Annotated in this window: 20 protein-coding genes; 18 read left to right on the top strand and 2 right to left on the bottom strand. The window is 63.3% G+C overall.

Features of this window, described 5'->3' with window-relative positions:
• Nucleotides 1-49 precede the first annotated feature (49 nt).
• Nucleotides 50-1,303: an NAD(P)/FAD-dependent oxidoreductase gene (locus FCU66_RS19200; protein ID WP_136619818.1), complete on the bottom strand. Its 1,254-nt coding sequence runs from the start codon at nucleotides 1,301-1,303 to the stop codon at nucleotides 50-52.
• A 434-nt stretch (nucleotides 1,304-1,737) separates the two neighbouring features.
• On the opposite strand from FCU66_RS19200, the gene FCU66_RS19195 reads away from it, so the two are divergent.
• The 18 genes from FCU66_RS19195 (at nucleotide 1,738) to trmB (ending at nucleotide 18,916) form a co-directional block, all read left to right on the top strand.
• Nucleotides 1,738-3,027, top strand: coding sequence for an imelysin family protein (locus FCU66_RS19195; RefSeq protein ID WP_136619817.1), 1,290 nt, complete (start codon nucleotides 1,738-1,740; stop codon nucleotides 3,025-3,027).
• Between the two features lie 60 nt (nucleotides 3,028-3,087).
• Nucleotides 3,088-3,399 (top strand): (2Fe-2S)-binding protein, encoded by a 312-nt coding sequence (locus tag FCU66_RS19190; RefSeq protein ID WP_136619816.1) that lies wholly within the window; start codon nucleotides 3,088-3,090, stop codon nucleotides 3,397-3,399.
• Nucleotides 3,365-3,850 carry a bacterioferritin gene (gene bfr, locus FCU66_RS19185; protein WP_136619815.1) on the top strand — a complete coding sequence of 162 codons (486 nt, stop codon included), beginning with the start codon at nucleotides 3,365-3,367 and terminating at the stop codon, nucleotides 3,848-3,850. Before FCU66_RS19190 ends, bfr begins: the two co-directional genes overlap by 35 nt.
• 12 nt (nucleotides 3,851-3,862) lie before the next feature.
• Nucleotides 3,863-5,464 carry a di-heme oxidoreductase family protein gene (locus FCU66_RS19180; protein ID WP_136619814.1) on the top strand — a complete coding sequence of 534 codons (1,602 nt, stop codon included), beginning with the start codon at nucleotides 3,863-3,865 and terminating at the stop codon, nucleotides 5,462-5,464.
• Nucleotides 5,464-6,543, top strand: coding sequence for an imelysin family protein (locus FCU66_RS19175; protein WP_136619813.1), 1,080 nt, complete (start codon nucleotides 5,464-5,466; stop codon nucleotides 6,541-6,543). Before FCU66_RS19180 ends, FCU66_RS19175 begins: the two co-directional genes overlap by 1 nt.
• Nucleotides 6,544-6,545: 2 nt before the next feature.
• Nucleotides 6,546-7,649, top strand: a complete 1,104-nt coding sequence (locus tag FCU66_RS19170; protein WP_136619812.1) for a DUF1513 domain-containing protein — start codon at nucleotides 6,546-6,548, stop codon at nucleotides 7,647-7,649.
• 103 nt (nucleotides 7,650-7,752) lie between these two features.
• Nucleotides 7,753-8,430 (top strand): tRNA (adenosine(37)-N6)-threonylcarbamoyltransferase complex dimerization subunit type 1 TsaB, encoded by a 678-nt coding sequence (gene tsaB / locus FCU66_RS19165; RefSeq protein WP_136619811.1) that lies wholly within the window; start codon nucleotides 7,753-7,755, stop codon nucleotides 8,428-8,430.
• A gap of 62 nt (nucleotides 8,431-8,492) precedes the next feature.
• The gene (gene rimI / locus FCU66_RS19160; RefSeq protein WP_136619810.1) at nucleotides 8,493-8,987 is read left to right on the top strand and encodes a ribosomal protein S18-alanine N-acetyltransferase; all 495 of its coding nucleotides are present in this window, start codon (nucleotides 8,493-8,495) and stop codon (nucleotides 8,985-8,987) included.
• 21 nt (nucleotides 8,988-9,008) lie between these two features.
• Nucleotides 9,009-9,809 carry a lyso-ornithine lipid O-acyltransferase gene (gene olsA / locus FCU66_RS19155; protein WP_136619809.1) on the top strand — a complete coding sequence of 267 codons (801 nt, stop codon included), beginning with the start codon at nucleotides 9,009-9,011 and terminating at the stop codon, nucleotides 9,807-9,809.
• 74 nt (nucleotides 9,810-9,883) lie between these two features.
• Complete coding sequence (miaB, locus tag FCU66_RS19150; protein ID WP_136619808.1) at nucleotides 9,884-11,293, top strand: tRNA (N6-isopentenyl adenosine(37)-C2)-methylthiotransferase MiaB; 1,410 nt, start codon at nucleotides 9,884-9,886, stop codon at nucleotides 11,291-11,293.
• An 84-nt stretch (nucleotides 11,294-11,377) separates the two neighbouring features.
• Nucleotides 11,378-12,370 carry a PhoH family protein gene (locus FCU66_RS19145; protein ID WP_023758127.1) on the top strand — a complete coding sequence of 331 codons (993 nt, stop codon included), beginning with the start codon at nucleotides 11,378-11,380 and terminating at the stop codon, nucleotides 12,368-12,370.
• Nucleotides 12,371-12,388: 18 nt separating this feature from the next.
• Nucleotides 12,389-12,889 (top strand): rRNA maturation RNase YbeY, encoded by a 501-nt coding sequence (gene ybeY, locus FCU66_RS19140; RefSeq protein WP_136619807.1) that lies wholly within the window; start codon nucleotides 12,389-12,391, stop codon nucleotides 12,887-12,889.
• Between the two features lie 27 nt (nucleotides 12,890-12,916).
• A complete protein-coding gene (locus tag FCU66_RS19135; protein WP_136619806.1) occupies nucleotides 12,917-14,011 on the top strand; it encodes a hemolysin family protein in 1,095 nt (364 codons plus the stop codon).
• 16 nt (nucleotides 14,012-14,027) lie between these two features.
• A complete protein-coding gene (locus FCU66_RS19130; protein WP_136619805.1) occupies nucleotides 14,028-14,498 on the top strand; it encodes a VOC family protein in 471 nt (156 codons plus the stop codon).
• Nucleotides 14,499-14,602: 104 nt separating this feature from the next.
• Nucleotides 14,603-16,195: an apolipoprotein N-acyltransferase gene (gene lnt / locus FCU66_RS19125; protein WP_136619804.1), complete on the top strand. Its 1,593-nt coding sequence runs from the start codon at nucleotides 14,603-14,605 to the stop codon at nucleotides 16,193-16,195.
• Between the two features lie 141 nt (nucleotides 16,196-16,336).
• A complete protein-coding gene (locus FCU66_RS19120; protein WP_023811410.1) occupies nucleotides 16,337-16,756 on the top strand; it encodes a helix-turn-helix domain-containing protein in 420 nt (139 codons plus the stop codon).
• A 169-nt stretch (nucleotides 16,757-16,925) separates the two neighbouring features.
• Nucleotides 16,926-18,191 (top strand): methionine adenosyltransferase, encoded by a 1,266-nt coding sequence (gene metK / locus FCU66_RS19115; protein ID WP_136619803.1) that lies wholly within the window; start codon nucleotides 16,926-16,928, stop codon nucleotides 18,189-18,191.
• 23 nt (nucleotides 18,192-18,214) lie between these two features.
• Entirely contained in the window at nucleotides 18,215-18,916 is a 702-nt protein-coding gene (gene trmB, locus FCU66_RS19110; protein WP_136619802.1) for a tRNA (guanine(46)-N(7))-methyltransferase TrmB, read from the top strand.
• 75 nt (nucleotides 18,917-18,991) lie between these two features.
• On the opposite strand, the gene FCU66_RS19105 is transcribed toward trmB, so the two are convergent.
• Entirely contained in the window at nucleotides 18,992-19,237 is a 246-nt protein-coding gene (locus FCU66_RS19105) for a hypothetical protein (protein ID WP_168992002.1), read from the bottom strand.
• Between the last annotated feature and the right edge of the window lie 96 nt (nucleotides 19,238-19,333).

Below are 19,333 nucleotides of genomic sequence, written 5' to 3'. Positions count from 1 at the left end.
TTCTAAATTGACGTTTGTTGCCAGGATCGCCTGCCTCAGCAGATGCCAGCTATCCCGCCGCCCTGGCCGGCACGTTTTCCTGAAACGCGGCCAGTGCCGCCTTTAGCCCTTCGGGACCCATGGCCACCGTTTCCGGCGTCGGCGAGAAGCCGGCGCCCAGCATCTTGCGGCCAAGCATGTGGTCGCCTGGGCGGTTGACGGATTCGATGCCGAGCAGCCGGTCGCCGGCATAGTGGTAGATCGAGAACTTGTTGTCGGGCAGGTCGCCCAGCACGACATGGCTGTCGCCGCCGGCGGTCAGGCCGACCATCTGCAATTTCATGTCGCCGATGTCGGACCAGAACCACGGCACCGCCGAATAGGCGTCGGCATGGCCTGTGATCGTGCGTGCGGCGAGCCGCGCCTGGTCGGTGGCGTTCTGCACCGATTCCAGCCGCACATCGCCGCCGGTGAACCAGTGCCGGTAGGAGGCAGCGTCGCCAATCGCCAGGATTTCAGGTGCCGAAGTGCGCATCTGGTGATCGACGCGGATGCCGTTGGCGATGCCGAGGCCTGCGGCCTGCGCCAGTTCGACATTCGGCACGGCGCCAATGCCGACGATGGCCATACGCGCCGGCAGAATTTCGCCTGACGAGGTGATCGCGGCCACCACATGGCCGTTTTCGCCTTCGAGCCTGGCAATCGAGGTGCCGGTGAGGATGCGCACGCCTGTCGCTTCCAGCCGTTGCCGGACATGGCTCGCCACGACCGGCGCCACGGCGCGGCCGAGCAGCCGGTCGACCGCTTCCACAACGGTCACCGTGCGGCCGGCGGCCCGCAGGGTGGCTGCGATCTCCAGCCCGATGAAGCCGCCGCCAAGGATGACGACCTCGTCGCTCTGTGCGCTGAGGTCGCGGATCAGCCGCGCATCGGCCAGCGAGCGCAGCGACAGCACGCCGGAGAGATCCGAACCCGGCAGCGGCAGGGTGCGCGGCCGCGAGCCGGTCGCCAGGATCAAATGGTCGAAGGCAAGTGTGCCGCCGCCCGATATCTCCAGGCTGCGGCGTCCGGCATCGATGCGATCGATCCTGACACCCGGCCGGTAGTCGATGGCGCTGCCGGTGTAGAAGGCCTCGCCACGCAAGGGTTGCGGCTTGGCCTCGGCATCCTTGATGAAGGTCTTCGACAGCGGCGGCTTGTGGTAGGGCAGCTCGTTTTCGTCACCGACCAGGATCACCGGCCCGTCATAGCCGTCCTCGCGCAGACTGGCAGCCGCTTGCACGCCCGCATGACCCGCGCCGACAATGACCACACCGTTCTTCATCGCATTCCAATCCCGCTTCTATCCTAGGATGTCTCGCCAAGTGGCAATTGTCTGGCGCCGCCGCGAGAGAGCTTTTGCGGGTCGCACCCGGAATGGCGGCTGTCAATCGTACAGTTCAGTCGCAAGACCGGTGCAGGAACAGGCATAAAGTTGACAGTTGCAGTTTAGAATAATTCTAAACTGTTGTTTCAATTGACTTTTCTTGCGGATTGTCATTGACATCCGACGATGTCGCAGCTTTATGGAAGCTCGCGCGTCAGCGCATCCCTTTAATGTCTGGGCCTTGAACCCTTTCGATTGGAGGCATTTTGGTGTCTTTCTTCCGCGAACCGCGCGATGACGCGGCATCTCTTGCGCCCAATGGCATGCCTATGGCGTGGCTCCGGTTGCCGCGCGCGCCGTCTACAGAAATTCCGAGAAACTGGAGAGCGATTATGACAGCACGATATGGCGGCAGGCTGGCCGCGATCGGCGCCACGGCCCTGCTGACGGCGGCGGTGTTCGTGTTGCCGGCAAAGGCGGAAACCGACGTGAAGGCGGTCATCAAGACCTATTCCGACATCGGGCTGGCCAAATACGAGGATTCGCTGACCACGGCGCAGGCGCTCGACAAGGCGGTCGACGCATTGCTCGCCACGCCGTCGGCGGAAACACTCAATGCCGCCCGTGACGCCTGGAAGGCATCGCGCGTTCCCTATCAGCAGACCGAAGTCTACCGTTTCGGCAACAAGATCGTCGACGACTGGGAAGGCGAGGTGAATTCCTGGCCGCTGGACGAAGGCCTGATCGACTACGTCGCCAAGAGCTACGGCACTGAATCGGACGCGAATTCGCTCTATACGGCCAATGTGATCGCCAACAAGTCGATCGAGATCAACGGCAAGAAGGTCGATGCCTTGAAGCTTTCGCCGGAATTCCTGTCCGGCACGCTGCAGCAAGCCGGCGGCATCGAAGCCAATGTCGCCACCGGCTATCACGCCATCGAATTCCTGCTCTGGGGCCAGGACCTGCATGGCACCGGTCCGGGCGCCGGCGAGCGGCCCTACACGGATTATGATCTCAAGAACTGCACCGGCGGCAATTGCGACCGCCGCGCCCAGTATCTGAAATCGGCGACTGACCTTCTGGTCTCCGACTTGCAGAAGATGGTCAACGACTGGAAGGAGGACGGCGCCGCCCGCAAGAACCTCGTCGACGGCGAGCCGAACACCGCCATCTCGATCATCTTCACCGGCATGGGCTCGCTGTCCTATGGCGAACTGGCCGGCGAGCGCATGAAGCTCGGCCTGCTGCTGCATGACCCGGAAGAGGAGCAGGACTGCTTTTCCGACAACACCTACAACTCGCATCTCTACGACGCCATCGGCATTCGCGCCGCCTATCATGCCAGCTATACCAGGCTCGACGGCACCGTCGTTTCGGGTCCCTCGGTGGCCGATATGGTGAAGGCAGCCGATCCGGCGATCGACAAGGAACTGTCGGACAAGCTCGATGTCACCGTCGCCAAGATGGAGGCGATCAAGGCGCGGGCACTGGCGGGCGAGGCTTATGACCAGCAGATCGCCGAGGGCAACACGCAAGGCAATGCCACCGTACAGGCAGCGATCGACGCACTGATCGACCAGACCAAGTCGATCGAACGCGCCGTTGGCACTCTCAAGCTTAACGCCATCGCCTTCGAGGGCTCCGACAGCCTCGACGCACCCGACAAGGTGTTCAAGTAAGCGCCGTCAGGGTAAATACAGCCACACGGCGCGGGAGGCGCCGTCAGCCAGAGCAAACTAATGCTGATCTGCCATTGCAACATCATCACGGAGAAGGAGATCGAGCAGACGATCATCGGGCTGCTGGGCCAGGATCCCTGGCAGCTGATCGTGCCGGCGAAGGTCTATCATGCCATGCAAAAGCGCGGTCGCTGTTGCGGCTGCTTCCCAAATGTGGTCGAAACGATCATTCGGGTCACCGAAAATTACCACGCCCGCTCGGAGGCGAGCGGCGTGGATGTCGTTTCACATCTGGATCGCGTCAGAGGCCTGCGCGTCCAATACGGGAGCAGAACCCATGAAAGGCGAAAAGCAGATCATCGAGCGGCTTAACGAGGCTCTTTTTCTGGAGCTCGGCGCCGTCAACCAGTATTGGGTGCATTTCCGCCTGCTCGAGGACTGGGGATACGCCAAGCTGGCCAAGAAGGAGCGCGCGGAATCGATCGAGGAGATGCATCATGCCGACAAGCTCGTGGCCCGCATCATCTTCCTTGAAGGCCATCCGAACTTGCAGTCCGTGGCGCCGCTGCGCATCGGGCAGAACGTCAAGGAAGTGCTCGAATCCGACCTTGCCGGCGAATATGACGCGCGTACTGCCTACAAGCGTTCGCGCGAGATCTGCGAGGAAGCGGGTGACTACGTGACCATGAAATTGTTCGAGGAATTGCTGACTGACGAGGAAGGTCATATCGATTTCCTCGAGACGCAGCTCGACCTGCTCGCCTCGATAGGCGAGGAAAAATACGGCCAGCTCAACGCCGCATCGGCGGACGAGGCGGAGTAAGGGCATGCGGGAATGCGGCGCCTGCTAGAATTCGTGCGCCGCTCGCGGCGGGCCGATGGTTCGCCGCTCCTCGAGAAGACGCCGGCCAGATTGGCGCGTCGGCGCTGTGTCATCCTCGTGGTGGCGCTCACCTCTTCCGCGATGGCCGGTGACCTTCAGCCTGCCGGCCTCGCCACCACGCGCACCGACCTCAATCCCAAGGATCAGGCGCGCGTCACCGCCATCACCAGGCCGACCACTGATTTTTCCAAACCCGAGCAATTCGAACTGATACAAGGCGGCGCCGGTACGTCCAGGAAGGACGTCAGCCGCGATTCCTTCTCGCAACCCTCGGCCAACATCACCTTCGAGGAAGAGGGCGACTTCAAGCTCGGAAATGCCCTTTTCCGCAAGAACTGGGTGTCGTCGCCATCCTCGACGCAGGCGTCGGATGGGCTCGGCCCGCTGTTCAACGAACGCGCCTGCCAGAACTGTCATCTGAAGGATGGCCGCGGCCGTCCGCCGCAAGGCGACACCGGCACGACGTCGATGTTCCTGCGGTTGGCCCGCGAGGCAAGCAGCGAGGAGGAGAAAGCCGAGCTTGCCGAACACAAGGCGCTCAATTTCCCCGACCCGGTCTACGGCACGCAGTTGCAGGAACTGGCCGTGCCCGGCCTGCGCGGCGAAGGCCGGATGCATGTCGACTATCAGGAACGGCAGGTGATGCTGGCTGACGGCACCGTTATTTCCTTGCGCAAACCAAGCTATTCGGTTGTCGATCCTGCCTATGGACCGCTCGATTCGCGTACCGCGCTGTCGCCGCGCCTGACGCCGCCGATGATCGGCCTTGGCCTGATCGAACAGATCGCACCGGCGGACATTCTGGTCCGCGCCGACCCGGACGACCGCAACAGTGACGGCATTTCCGGCAGGCCGAACATCGTGCGCGATGGCCAGAGCAACGAGCTGACGCTTGGCCGTTTCGGCTGGAAGGCACAGGCCGCGTCGATCCGCCAGCAAGCGGCGGATGCCTTTGCCGGCGACATCGGCATCTCGACGCCGGAAGAGCCGAAACACTGGGGCGACTGCACCGCCGCGCAAGCCAAATGCCTCGCCATGCCGAACGGCGTGCAGCAGCGTCTCGGCCCGGTCGAGGCGCCGCCGCCGGTGATGGATCTCGTCACCTTCTATTCGCAGAACCTGGCCGTGCCGGCGCGCCGCGACCTCGACACACCGCAAGTGCTTACGGGCAAGAAAATCTTCTATGAGATCGGCTGCATTGCCTGTCACACACCGAAATTCGTCACCCGTCGCGGCACGCCCAACAAGGCGCAGGCCTTCCAGTTGATCTGGCCCTATTCCGACTTCCTGCTGCACGACATGGGGCCTGATCTGGCTGATGGCCAGGCGGTAGGCGATGCGACGGGCAATGAATGGCGCACACCGCCGCTGTGGGGCATCGGCCTGACCGAGACGGTCAATGGCAATTCCTTCTTCCTGCATGATGGACGCGCGCGCAGCCTGACCGAGGCGATCCTGTGGCATGGCGGCGAAGCGCAGAAAGCGCGCGACCGCTTTGCCGCGGCCAATGTGGCCGACCGTGATGCGCTGCTCAAATTCCTGGAGTCACTGTGATGCTCAAGCGCTCTGCATTGTTTCTCGTTGTTCCGCTGGCTTTGCTGGGCGGTGTCCCTGCGTCGGCGGCGGTCAAAGCCTCCGACATCATCCAGCGGGCGATCGATGGTTTTGTCCGCCCGGCCTATGCCAGCCTGCACGAGCATGCTGAAACCTTGACCGGATCCATGCGAAAGCTCTGCGTCACGCCCTCACAAGGGGAGCTTGATGCGGCGCGCGCCGAATTTTCCGCGACGGTCCATGCCTGGTCGTCAGCCGAAATCATCGGCTTCGGGCCGATCAAGGAGAACAACCGGCTGGAACGCATGCTGTTTTGGCCGGATCGCAAGAGCATCGGCCTGAAGCAGGTGCAGGCGGCGCTGTCCGACAAGGATCCGACCGCGACCGATCCGGCACAGCTGGCCGGCAAGAGTGTAGCCATGCAGGGGCTGGGCGCGCTGGAGTTCGTTCTTTACGGCGACGGCGCCGATGCACTTGCCGGCAAGGATGATCCCTATCGCTGCGCCTATGGCGCCGCGGTTGCCGGCAACATCGAAACCATGGCCGGTGAGGTCAGCGCCGCCTGGAACAAGCCGGACGGCTTTGCAGCGCTCTGGGCCAATCCGGGGCCGCAGAACCCGCTCTACCGCGACGGCAACGAAGCGGTGACGGAACTGGTCGGCGTCTTCATCAATGAGCTGGAAATGGTCCGCGACGTGCGCCTGAAAGGGTTTTTCGGCGGTAAGCCGGATGCTGACAAGCCGAAACAGGCAATCTACTGGCGCTCGCAAAACACCACCGCGTCACTGGCTGGAAATCTCTCCGGCATCGATACGCTGTTCCAGGCCTCGAAGCTTGGCGACGCCCTGCCGGCCGATGAACGCTGGATGGCCGAATCGATCCACATCCAGCTGGTCAACGGCGTCGCCACCGCCAAGGCCGTCAGCGGTCCAATCGACAAGGCGCTTGCCGATCCGGCACTGCGTGACAAACTCGACCATTTCGCGCTGATCACCTCCAGCCTGTCGACCCTGATCGGCACCAGGTTGACCGCCGAATTCGGCCTGACCGCCGGCTTCTCCTCGCTGGATGGGGACTGATTTTGAGGACGCCTCTGATCGACCGCCGCGATTTCCTGAGAGCTGCCGGCGTTGGCTTCATGGCCGCGATGGCGCCGTCAGCATGGGCGAAGACGCTTGCGGCCGATGCCGTCTTCGCCACCGCCTTCGTCAAGCGCGACGGCAGTTTTGGCGCCGCTGTCCTGTCCGAGGCTGGCAAGGTCCTGCATGCGATCGACCTGCCCGATCGCGGCCACGACGTCACTTTCGATCAGGTGTCGAAACGCTCGGTGGTCTTCGCTCGCCAGCCCGGCACCTTCGCCGTGGTTTTCGACCACTCGGGCCGTGACGCGCCGCTGACCATCGCCAGCATCGCCGGTCGGCATTTCTTCGGCCATGGCGTGTTTTCAGCCGACGGTGCGCTGCTCTATGCCACCGAAAACGACTTCGACAACGCCGCTGGCGTCGTCGGCGTCTACGATGCGCGGGCGAAATTCAGCCGTGTCGGCGAATTTCCGACCTATGGCATGGGTCCGCACGAGCTTCTGCTGCTGGGCGACGGCAGGACGATCGCCGTTGCCAATGGCGGCATCGAGACCCATCCGGATTACGGCCGCGCCGAGCTCAACATCGCCACCATGAAGCCATCCTACGTGCTGATCGACCGCGTCACCGGCGGTCTCATCGAGAAACACGAATTGCCGGCCGCGCTGCACCAGCTGTCGATCCGCCATATGGACACCGATCCGTCCGGAACCGTCTGGTTCGGCTGCCAGTACCGGGGGCCGGGCACCGATCGTCCGCTGCTGGTCGGCCGCGCCACGCGCGGCAAGGAATTGCAGTTGCTCGACATGCCGCAGGACGTTTTGTCCGGCTTCCGCAACTACATAGGCTCGGTCGCTGCCAATCCGGCTGCCGGCACCATCGCCGTCTCCTCGCCGGAAGGCAATTCGCTTGTCGTCATCGATTCGGCCAGTGGCCGGATCGTCTCGAACAGCGCGCTGGTCGAGGTCTGCGGCGTGGCGCCCGACGGAACCGGCTTCATGGCCACCACCGGCGCCGGCGAAATCATCGAGGGCAGCGGCACGACACGCTCTGAACCGGACTATGTCTGGGACAACCACATGCTGCGCATCGAGCAGGTCTGATAGCTCGCCGGCCGAAGCGAAGCCGCTTAACAAATTATGCACTATCCCCTTGCGGTGGCGGGCCGTGGCGGGCACAGGGAATTGTTCTCGAACCGGTCGCTTCATGAAATTGCTTGCCATCGACTGTGCCGCCAACCTCTGCGCCGCTTGCGTCTATGACGTGGTGGCGAAGCGGGAGCTTGGCCGTTCGGTTCTCGATCTCGGCAAGGGCCATGCCGAGCATCTGATGGCGGTCATCGCCGAAGCGCTGAAGGCAAGCGCAACCGACTATTCAGGTCTTGGCGCCATTGCCGTCTCTGTCGGCCCCGGTTCTTTCACCGGTCTGCGCGTCGGCGTGTCGACCGCGCGTGGCCTGGCGCTGGCGCTGAAGATTCCGGCGATCGGGGTGACGACGCTCGAGGCGCTGGCCGCTGAAGCAGCAGCGGCATTTCCCGGTCGCGCCGTGCTGGCGGCGCTCGATGCCGGTCGCGAGGAAATCCACGCGGCTTTTTACGATGAAATGTCGGTTTTGACTTACGGTCCGGCGGTGGCCACACTGGCTGACGTCCTGGCCATGGCGACGGAAAGGTCTTCGGTGCTTGCCGGTACCGCAGCAACGCAGATCGCAGCATCGGCGGGGCGCGCCTTCAACATAGGCCCCGAGAGCGCCACCGCCGATATTGTCACCTATGCCCGTCTGGCTGCCGCTAAAGGCGAAAGCGAGAAGCCTAAACCGCTCTATTTGCGCGGCGCGGACGCCAAGCCGCAGGCTGGCTTCATTCTATCAAGGCTTAGACCATGATCCCGAAAAGTGGACGCCGGTTTTCGGAAAAGATCATGGTCAAACAAGAAAACGAAAGATAAATGCGCATACCTTTTCTCCAACCACGCCGCCGGGACTATGCGCTCGAGCCGTTGAGGATCGCCGATAGCCGCGCGGTCTCGCTGCTGCATCGCGAGGACTTTGTCCGCCCCTGGACCGATGGCGAATTCGCCGCCTTGCTCGAACAGGACACCGTCTTCGGCTACGCGGCGCGCGAAACCGGACAGGGCGCCAAGCCTCCCGTCGGCTTCGTGCTGGCGAGGCTCGCGGCCGGCGAAGGCGAGATCCTGACCGTCGCGGTGGCGCGGTCGCATCGCCGGCAGGGATTGGGCTGGCAATTGATGGACGCGGTGTTGCGCGAATTGCACGCGCAGCGCGCCGAAGCGCTGTTCCTCGAGGTCGACGAGACCAATGTCGCGGCGATTGCGCTCTATCGGCGACTGGGCTTCCGGGAGGTCGGCAAGCGGCCCAATTACTACAGATCGCCGGAACACGGACCGACCGGCGCGCTTGTCATGCGCCGCGATCTTCGCTAGCGAGACGGCCGGGGTAGGGCGATGATCAAGAAAATCAGGATTTTCCTGGCGCTGGGCCTCGTTGTCGCCGGCTCACTGGTTCTCGTGCCATTGCAGATTCTGTCGATGAAGACCGGCTGGTGGCCGGAAACCTTCATCCTCAAGATCTGGCACAGGCTGATCATCCGGGCGCTCGGTATGCGCATCCATGTCAAGGGTACGCTCTCTGACAAGCGCCCGCTGCTGGTGGCGTCCAACCACATCTCCTGGACCGACATCATGGTGCTCGGCTCTTTTGCCGACGTGAAGTTCATCGCGAGGGCCGATATGGAAGGCTGGCCGCTGATCGGCATGCTGTCGAAATTGCAGCGCACCGTGTTCATCGAGCGCGAGCGCAAGCGTTCGTCGGGCGACCAGGCAAGCGAGATCGCCAGCCGCATGGCCAAGGGCGATGCCATGGTGCTGTTTGCCGAGGGCTCGACCGGCGACGGCAACATGATCCTGCCGTTCAAGAGCACGCTGTTTGGCGCCGCCTCTATGGCTATTTCGGAAGGCGCGGCCGAGCAGGTGTTCATTCAGCCGGTGGCGATCGCCTACACCCGCCTGCACGGCGTGCCGCTCGGCCGCCGGCACCGCCCGCTTGCTGCCTGGATCGGCGATGAGGATTTGATGCCGCATCTCAAGGTATTGCTGGCGGAGGGTGCCCTCGACGTCGAGATGCATTTCGGCGAGCCGATCGCCTTTTCCAAGGGTTCGAACCGCAAGGAAACGTCGAAATTGATGGAAAGCCAGGTGCGCGCGATGATGCAGGCGGCCCTTGCCGACCCGCGCCCGAGCCGCTAGCCCTGGCATGCGCCTGCAGGCGTATGCCGAGAATCGTCTGTTTTTTGTCACGGAAAGGCGTTAGAAGCCGCCGGATGGACTTGAACACGATAGAAAGCGACGACATCGCCGCCACGGCCGAAGGGATGGCCGCGCCGGCGGCAGCGACCAGGAAGGTCTTCATAAAGACCTATGGCTGCCAGATGAACGTCTATGATTCACAGCGCATGGCCGATGCGCTGGCCGCCGACGGCTACACCGCCACCGATGCCATCGGCGAGGCCGATCTGGTGCTGCTCAACACCTGCCACATCAGGGAGAAGGCGGCCGAAAAGGTCTATTCCGAGCTCGGCCGTATCCGCGATATGAAAGCCGAACGTGCCTTGGCCGGCCGCGAGATGCTGGTCGGCGTTGCCGGCTGCGTGGCGCAGGCCGAAGGCGCCGAGATCATCCGCCGTTCGCCGGCCGTCGACCTGGTCATCGGCCCCCAGACCTATCACCGGCTCCCCGATGTGCTGGCGCGGGTGCGCGGCGGCGAGAAGATCGTCGAGACCGACTACGCCATCGAGGACAAGTTCGAGCATCTGCCGCAGCCGAAGCGCGCCGAGGTCATCAAGCGCGGCGTCACCGCCTTCCTCACCGTGCAGGAAGGTTGCGACAAGTTCTGCACCTTCTGCGTCGTGCCTTACACCAGAGGCTCCGAAGTCTCGCGGCCGGTGGCGCAGATTGTTGCGGAGGCCGAGCGCCTGGCGGAAGCCGGTGTGCGCGAAGTGACGCTGCTTGGCCAGAACGTCAATGCCTGGCATGGCCGGGGCGAGAACGGCGAGGAATGGGGCCTTGGCCGCCTGCTGTTCAGGCTCGCCGAAATTCCCGGCCTGGCGCGGCTGCGCTACACCACCAGCCACCCGCGCGACATGGACGACGAACTCATCGCCGCCCATCGCGATCTGCCGGCGCTGATGCCCTATCTGCATCTGCCGGTGCAATCGGGGTCCGACCGCATCCTCAAGGCGATGAATCGCCGGCACACGGCGAAGGATTATCTGGCGCTGCTCGATCGCATCCGCACTGCCCGGCCTGATATCGCGCTTTCCGGCGATTTTATCGTTGGCTTCCCCGGTGAGACAGAAGCGGATTTCGAGGCGACCATGGAACTGGTGCGCCAGGTGAATTACGCCTCGGCCTTCTCGTTCAAATATTCGCCTCGTCCCGGCACGCCGGGCGCCGAAATGCCCGATCATGTGCCGGAAACGGTCAAGGACGAGCGCTTGCAGCGACTGCAGGCCCTGCTTGTGAAGCAGCAGCAGGATTTCGGCCTGAGCCTCGTCGGCAGCACCATCGATACGCTGATCGAGAAGCCCGGCCGTCAGGCTGGCCAGAAGGTCGGCCGCTCGCCATGGCTGCAGCCGGTTATTGTTGATGAAAAGGCCGGCGAAATCGGTGACATTATCCAGGTGCGAATCACGAAGACAGGTTACAATAGCCTGTTCGCCGAATTGGCCTGAGGGGTCTCGGCAGATGAGGAGAGACGGTTGAGCGCAGCAGAGCTGAAGAACCTGCCCCCGGTACCGGCATCTGGGGCTTCTGACATGGCGCACATCGTTCTGACTTTCGACAACAACAAGCTTGCCAGCGCCCTTTACGGTCAGTTCGACGAAAACCTCGCCAGGCTGGAGCAGAAGCTCGGCGTCGACATCCGCTCGCGCGGCAACCAGTTGACCATCAAGGGCTCGGCGTCGGCCGCCGAGCAGGCGCGCCGCGCCCTCGACAATCTCTACGGCATTCTCCAGAAGGGCGTCGATATCGGCCAGTCCGACGTCGACGGCGCCGTGCGCATGGCGATCGCCGCCGACGATCAGCTGACCTTGCCGACGCTGGAGCGCAAGGGCAAGGTCTCCGCCGCCCAGATCGCCACCCGCAAGAAGACGATCTATGCCCGCTCGCTCAACCAGGACGCCTATATGCGGGCGCTGGAACGGTCGGAACTGGTGTTCGGCATCGGCCCGGCTGGCACCGGCAAGACCTATCTGGCGGTCGCGCATGCGGCGATGCTGCTCGAGCGCGGCATGGTCGAGCGCATCATTCTCTCGCGGCCGGCGGTCGAGGCCGGCGAACGGCTGGGTTTCCTGCCGGGCGACATGAAGGAAAAGGTCGATCCCTATCTGCGGCCGCTCTATGACGCGCTTTACGACATGATGCCGGCCGACAAGGTCGAGCGCGCCATTGCCGCCGAAGTGATCGAGATCGCGCCGCTCGCCTTCATGCGCGGCCGCACGCTGGCGCACGCCGCCGTCATCCTCGACGAGGCGCAGAACACCACGCCGATGCAGATGAAGATGTTCCTGACCCGTCTCGGCGAGAACTCGCGCATGATCGTCACCGGCGATCCGACCCAGATCGACCTTCCCTCGAACACCAAATCGGGCCTGGTCGAAGCCTTGCGCGTGCTGGACGGCGTGGCCGGCGCGGTCACCGTGCGCTTCAATGATGGCGACGTGGTTCGCCATCCGCTGGTGGCGGAAATCGTCAGGGCGTACGACCGGGACGCCAAACTGGCGCGCGGCCTCGGCGCCGAGAATTGATTTCGACGATGCGGCTTCATGCCTGAGGACATAATATTCGGCGACGGGAATGTTCCCGTCGACATCGATATATCGATTGAAGCCGGCGATTGGCCCGATGAGGCAAGCCTGACGCGGCTGGTCGATCGCGCTGTCGCGGCTGCTTTTGCCGAAACCGGTGTGGCGGGCCGTTCCGAACTCAGCCTCGTTTTTTCCGACGATGCCCATATCCGTACCCTCAACGCCGGCTGGCGCGGCAAGGACAAACCGACCAACGTCTTGTCTTTCCCGGCTTTTCCTTTTGCGCAAGGCGGCCCGCTGCCGCCGATGCTCGGCGACATCGTGCTCGCCGCCGAGACGGTCGCGCGTGAAGCGGCACTGGAAGACAAGCCTGTCGAGAACCATATCACTCATCTCGTCATCCATGGCCTGCTGCACTTGCTGGGCTACGATCACGAGACCGACGCCGAGGCCGAGGCGATGGAAGCCATCGAACGCGCAGCGCTCGCGAGGCTTGCCATTCCCGATCCCTACGCGTAACTACATCTGACAATTGACCGGACGACGATGAACGACAAACCAGAGACTGCCGCCCGCCCCGACGCCGGCAGTGCGACCAAGGCTTCCGATACGTCGGAAGAGGGATCAAGTCCGAGTACCATCACCTCTGGTGCTGCCAGCGCCGGCAGCGCTGCCAGCGAAACATCGCCCGCCGGTCCGTCCCTGTTCGACCGCGTTTTGGGCCTGTTCAGGCAACGCAGCGGAACCAGCCTGCGCGAGGAAATTGCCGGCGCGCTTGCCGAGACGACGAGCGATGCCGAATCCTTCTCGCCCGGCGAACGCGCCATGCTCAACAACATCCTGCGGCTGCGCGAGGTGCGCGTCGAGGACGTCATGGTGCCGCGCGCCGACATCCAGGGGGTCGAGATCACGACGACGCTCGGCGATCTCCTGGGCACCTTCGAACAATCCGGCCATTCGCGCATGCCCGTCTATTCCGAGACGCTCGACGATCCCCGCGGCATGGTCCATATCCGTGACGTGCTGGCCCACATCACCAAGATCGCGCGCGTCAAGAAGGGCCGTACGACCAGGAAAACCCCCGCCGCCACGGTTCTCGATCTCGCCCAGGTCGACCTCGCACGCACCATTGGCGACCTCAATCTGATCCGCCCGGTGCTGTTCGTGCCGCCGTCTATGCTTGCCTCCGACCTGATGGGCCGCATGCAGACGACGCGCACGCAGATGGCGCTGGTCATCGATGAATATGGCGGCACCGACGGCCTTGCCTCGCTGGAGGACATCGTCGAGATGGTGGTCGGCGACATCGAAGACGAGCATGACGACGACGAGCCGATGATCACCCAGAGCGGTGACGGCGTGTTCATCGTCGACGGCAAGGCCGAGATCGACGACGTTGCCAAGATGATCGGCGAGGATTTCGCCGCCGGCGAACATGGCGAATATGTCGACACCATCGGCGGCATGATCTTCAACACGCTTGGCCGCGTTCCGGCCCGCGGCGAGGTGGTGCAGGCGATACCCGGCTTCGAGTTCCACGTGCTCGACGCCGATCCGCGCCGCGTCAAGCGCGTGCGCATCGTGCAGAGCCAGAAAGGCGAGCGCCGCCGGCGTGCCACCGCGCGCACCGAACAGGCGTGAGCGTTTCGCTCGCCCGATGACTGTCGACGACCCGTTCAAGCACTCAAGCCTGGGTTCCGGCGTCTTCTACAAGGACCCTCGTGCCGCGCTGGACTGGCTTGAATCAGCCTTCGGCTTCGCGCGCAGCATGGTGGTCAGCGATGCCGAGGGAAGACTCGTCCACGCCGAGATGCGGTTCGGCGACAGCTACATCATCGTCGATTCCGAATGGGCCGATTATGTCGCCAGCCCGGCTTCGGTCTCGGGCAAGAACACGCAATCGGTCTATGTCAGACTGAAGGATAGCATCGACGCACATTGCGAGCAGGCTCGGGCGGCCGGTGCTGATATAATCCAGGATCCGACGGATCAGTTCTACGGCGAGCGCCAGTATCGGGCGCGCGATCCCGAGGGCCATGTCTGGACCTTCACGCAGACCATCCGTTCGGTCCCGCGCGAGGAGGCCGAGCGGCTGGGGGATGTTCAAATCGACGGCTGGCACCGGTAGGGCGGTGGCCGGAGCTTGTAATCGCAGCCAGCCATCCGGCGTTTGGTGCGCGGACCGCGGCCTGTTAAATCTTGCGTCCTGATTCGCGCGACTCGGAAGTATGCATGGAGCGCCTGGCCGGCCGGATAATTCTGCTTTGGGGTTGGCGGCGTGCGCTCGTGGCGTTTCTCGCAGGCGCCTTGGCGGTGCTTGGGCAGGCGCCTTACGATTTCTTCGCCGCCTGTTTCATCTCGTTTCCGCTGCTGGTCTGGCTGATCGACGGCGCCACCGGTGAAGCCTCGGCCAGCCTGTTCCGGCGCCTGCGGCCGGCCTTCGCCGTCGGCTGGTGGTTCGGCTTCGGCTATTTTCTTGCCGGCCTCTGGTGGGTCGGCTCGGCCCTGCTGGTCGAGGCCGACAGCTTTGCCTGGGCGCTTCCCTTCGCGGTGGTCGGCATTCCGTTCACACTCGCCTTTTTCTACGGCTTTGCAGCCATGGTCGCCCGGCTGCTGTGGAGCAACGACATCGGCCGCATCGCCGCCCTCGCCTTCGGCTTCGGGCTGATGGAGTGGCTGCGCGGCTTCCTGTTCACCGGTTTTCCCTGGAATGCCATCGGCTACGCGGCCATGCCCGTGCCTTTGCTGATGCAGAGCGTCTCGGTGACCGGCATGATCGGCATGAACGCGCTCGCGGTGTTCGTTTTCGCGCTGCCGGCGCTGCTGGCCGCGCGCAGGCATCTTCGCCTCGGCGCGGCGCTGTTTGTCGTGCTCGCCGCTGCCCATGTCGGCTTCGGCTATATCAGGCTTGCCGCTCCCGAAAAGCCGGCGGCGCGCAGCCTGGACGTCCGCATCGTCCAGCCGGCCGTGGACCTGTCGGAAAAGTGGGACGCCTCGGTGCGCGACCGCATCTTCGCCACCTTGATAGGGCTGTCGGCCAAGGCGCCGGACCCCGGTCATGAAAAGCCGCAACTGATCCTGTGGCCCGAAACCTCGGTGCCGTTCCTCTTCACCGAGCGTCCGGACGCATTGACGGCGCTGGGCGACATGCTGGGACCCGGCCAGATGCTGATCGCCGGCGTCGTCCGCGAGGAAGGCGGCTCGGCCGCGAATGCCGACAGCCGCTACTACAACTCCGTGGTGGCGATCGACGACAAGGGTGAAATCACTGACGCCGTCGACAAGGTTCATCTGGTGCCGTTCGGCGAATACCTGCCTTTCTCCGACCTGCTCGCGCGTTTCGGCATCGAACAACTGGTTGCCGGGCCGATGACGTTTGCGGCCGGCAATGAGCGGCACGCCATCACCCTGCCTGACGGCATCCGCGCACTGCCATTTATCTGCTATGAGGTGATCTTTCCCGATCTGGTGGCAGTTGACGCAACGTCAGCACAGCTTATTGTGAACGTTACCAATGATGCGTGGTTCGGCGACACGCCGGGTCCGTATCAGCATTTCAGGCAGGCCCAGATCCGTGCGGTGGAGAATGGATTGCCATTGCTGCGTGCTGCCAACAACGGCATCTCGGCCGTCGTTGATCCGCGCGGCCGCATCGTCGATGCGCTGGCGATCGACGCCCGCGGCGCCATCGATGCCCATGTCCCGATTTCTGACCAGGCGGTCATATCTCCCGGCCAACGGCGCATTAACGGAATGCTGATCATGTTGCTGTTTGCCATCGCCGCCGCATTGTTGAACGTAAGGCAAAGGCTACGGGTGAATTGACAGCCTACACATTAGAAACTCATACTGTAAGCGCTTGAAATTTCTCGAAGCCGGTTGATCATTCTGTTTGGGGCAGTTGCCTCCGGCTTCGTTTGGGCAGGAAAAAAATAGAGAAAGCCGAAAAAATTCGGCGAGGAAAAAATGACAGAAGACAACAAGAAGAAACCGAATCCGATCGATATCCATGTCGGCAGTCGCATCCGGCTTCGCCGCAACATGCTGGGAATGAGCCAGGAAAAGCTGGGAGAAAACCTCGGCATCACATTTCAACAGATTCAGAAATATGAAAAGGGCACCAACCGCGTCGGCGCCAGCCGTCTGCAGGCGATCGCGTCCATACTCGGAGTTCCTGTCGCCTTCTTTTTCGAGGATGCGCCCGGCCAGGAGCCCGTGGCGGGCCGTGGATTTGCCGAGGATGCGTCGATGGCCTTCGCCGTCGAATTCTGCGGCAGCCCTGAAGGTCTTCAGCTCAACCGGGCCTTTGTCAAGATCGCCGACGCCAAGGTGCGCCGCAGGATCATAGACCTGGTCAAGTCCCTCTCCACGGACGATCCCGACTGATCTGCAATCACGCCAGGACCGGCGGCGTCTTGCCGCCGGTGGCACAAGATAAACGCATCGACATTCATGCCAGAACCGAAGCACCGCTTGACGAGCGGCGCTTCGCCCCGCTAACACGTGGCGCGCCAAAATCGGCAGCCTGCCGATCGTTTTTCAAGAGGGGACACCCGTGACGCGGCAGAACTACTTCTTTACCTCGGAATCCGTTGCCGAGGGCCATCCCGACAAAGTCTGTGACCGGATCTCCGACGAGATCGTCGATCTGGTCTATCGCGAAGCCAAGAAGACCGGCATGGACCCGTGGAAAGTCCGTGTCGCCTGCGAGACGCTTGCGACAACCAACCGCGTCGTCATCGCCGGCGAGGTGCGCGTCCCCGAGACGCTGCTGAAGAAGGACAAGGCCGGCAATATTCTCAAGGATGCCGCCGGGCATCCGGTCGTCAATCCGGCCAAGTTCAAGTCGGTCGCCCGCAAGGCGATCCGCGAAATCGGCTATGAACAGGCCGGCTTCCACTGGAAAACGGCGAAGATCGAGGTCTTGCTGCATGGCCAGTCGCCGGATATCGGCCAGGGCGTCGACAACGCCTCCGACCGCCAGGGCGAAGAGGGTGCCGGCGACCAGGGCATCATGTTCGGTTATGCCTGCCGCGAGACGCCGGATCTGATGCCGGCGCCGATCTACTACAGCCACAAGATTCTCGAACTGCTGGCTGCCGCCCGTCACGAAGGCAGCGGTGAAGCCGGCAAGCTCGGGCCGGACGCCAAGAGCCAGGTCACCGTTCGCTATGTCGACGGCAAGGCCGCCGAGGCGACGCAGATCGTGCTGTCCACGCAGCATCTCGATGCGAGCTGGGATTCGAAGAAGGTCCGCAAGGTCGTCGAACCCTATATTCGCGAGGCGCTGGGCGACCTCAAGATCGCCGACAACTGCATGTGGTACATCAATCCGACCGGCAAGTTCGTCATTGGCGGGCCGGACGGCGACGCCGGCCTGACCGGCCGCAAGATCATCGTCGACACCTACGGCGGTGCCGCACCACATGGCGGCGGTGCCTTCTCCGGCAAGGACACCACCAAGGTCGATCGTTCGGCTGCCTATGCGGCGCGCTATCTGGCCAAGAACGTCGTGGCGGCGAAACTCGCCGACCGCTGCACCATCCAGCTTTCCTACGCCATCGGCGTTGCCCAGCCGCTGTCGGTCTATGTCGACCTGCACGGCACCGGCAAGGTCGACGAGGCAAAGCTCGAGGAGGCGCTGCGCACCGTGATGGATCTGTCGCCGTCCGGCATCCGCCGCCATCTCGATCTCAACAAGCCGATCTATGCCAAGACGTCGTCCTACGGCCATTTCGGCCGCAAGGCCGGCCGCGACGGGTCTTTCTCCTGGGAAAAGACCGATCTCGCCAAGGCGCTCAAGGACGCGGTCGCCGCCTGACAGCGGCGCCGCAAAGTCCCGTCATGGACCCGAAGGACAGACCAAGCCGCGCGACCGAAGCCTTCTTCGGTCGCCGGCGCGGCAAGACCATGCGTCCGCAGCAGGCGGCCGCGCTGGAAAGCGGTTTCGGGAAATATCGGCTCGACCTGACGGCCGAACCGCCGGCCGATCTGCGCACTCTGTTTGAAGCCGATGTTAGCGCGGTTCGCCTCGAGATCGGCTTCGGCGGCGGCGAACATCTCCTGCATCGCGCGACCGAGGCGCCCGCGATCGGCTTTATCGGCGTCGAGCCCTTCGTCAACGGCATGGCCAAGATGATGATGGCGGTGCGGGAGAAGCCGCTCGCCAATCTGCGCGTTTATGACGACGACGCCACCCGGCTGCTCGACTGGCTGCCGCAAGCCTCGCTCGACGGCATCGATCTGCTCTATCCCGATCCCTGGCCGAAGAAGAAACACTGGAAGCGACGCTTCGTCAGCCCGGTCAATCTCGAGCGGTTCGCGCGCGTGTTGAAGCCGGGTTCAAAATTCCGCTTCGCGTCCGATATCGACACCTATGTCAACTGGACCTTGCTGCATTGCCGCGCGCATGGCGCGTTCGCGTGGCAGGCTTCGGAGGCGGCGGACTGGCACCGGCCCTATGATGGCTGGCCGGGCACCCGTTACGAGGCGAAGGCCATTCGTGAGGGCCGACGCCCGGCCTATCTTACCTTCGTTCGGAAATAACCGGTGGCTTGAACGGTGGCTCGACGGGAACCATAGGTTCCCGTGTCAGACGCGCCTGGCTCTACTCGCCAGTCTCTAGAAGCGGCGGCCGATCCGATCGAAGGCAGCAGGTTCGACGCCGAGGTTGCGCAGGTCGTTGGCACGCGGCTTACGACCGGCTTCCACAGCCCGTGAAGCGGCCACGGCGCTGCCGAATACCGTGAAGAAATCGCCGATTGCCGAAAATATCTTGCGGTTGCTCATCATCATGTCCTTTCGCGCACGGGTGGCGCACAGCCATATTTGTGCAGCGCAACATAAATAGGTGCGTTTCAGCGGCAATCACATGGGTGTTGCCGCATAGGCACCATGCGTTCCATGCAACACTGGCGCCGGTCGTCTCGACGGCAGTGTTGCCCAGCCCGCACGGCGGGCTGT

This window comes from Mesorhizobium norvegicum (assembly GCF_004919685.1).
GTDB classification, from domain to species: Bacteria; Pseudomonadota; Alphaproteobacteria; order Rhizobiales; family Rhizobiaceae; genus Mesorhizobium; species Mesorhizobium norvegicum.
Note: the sequence above shows the minus strand (reverse complement) of the source record. Positions and strands in the feature narration are given on the sequence as shown.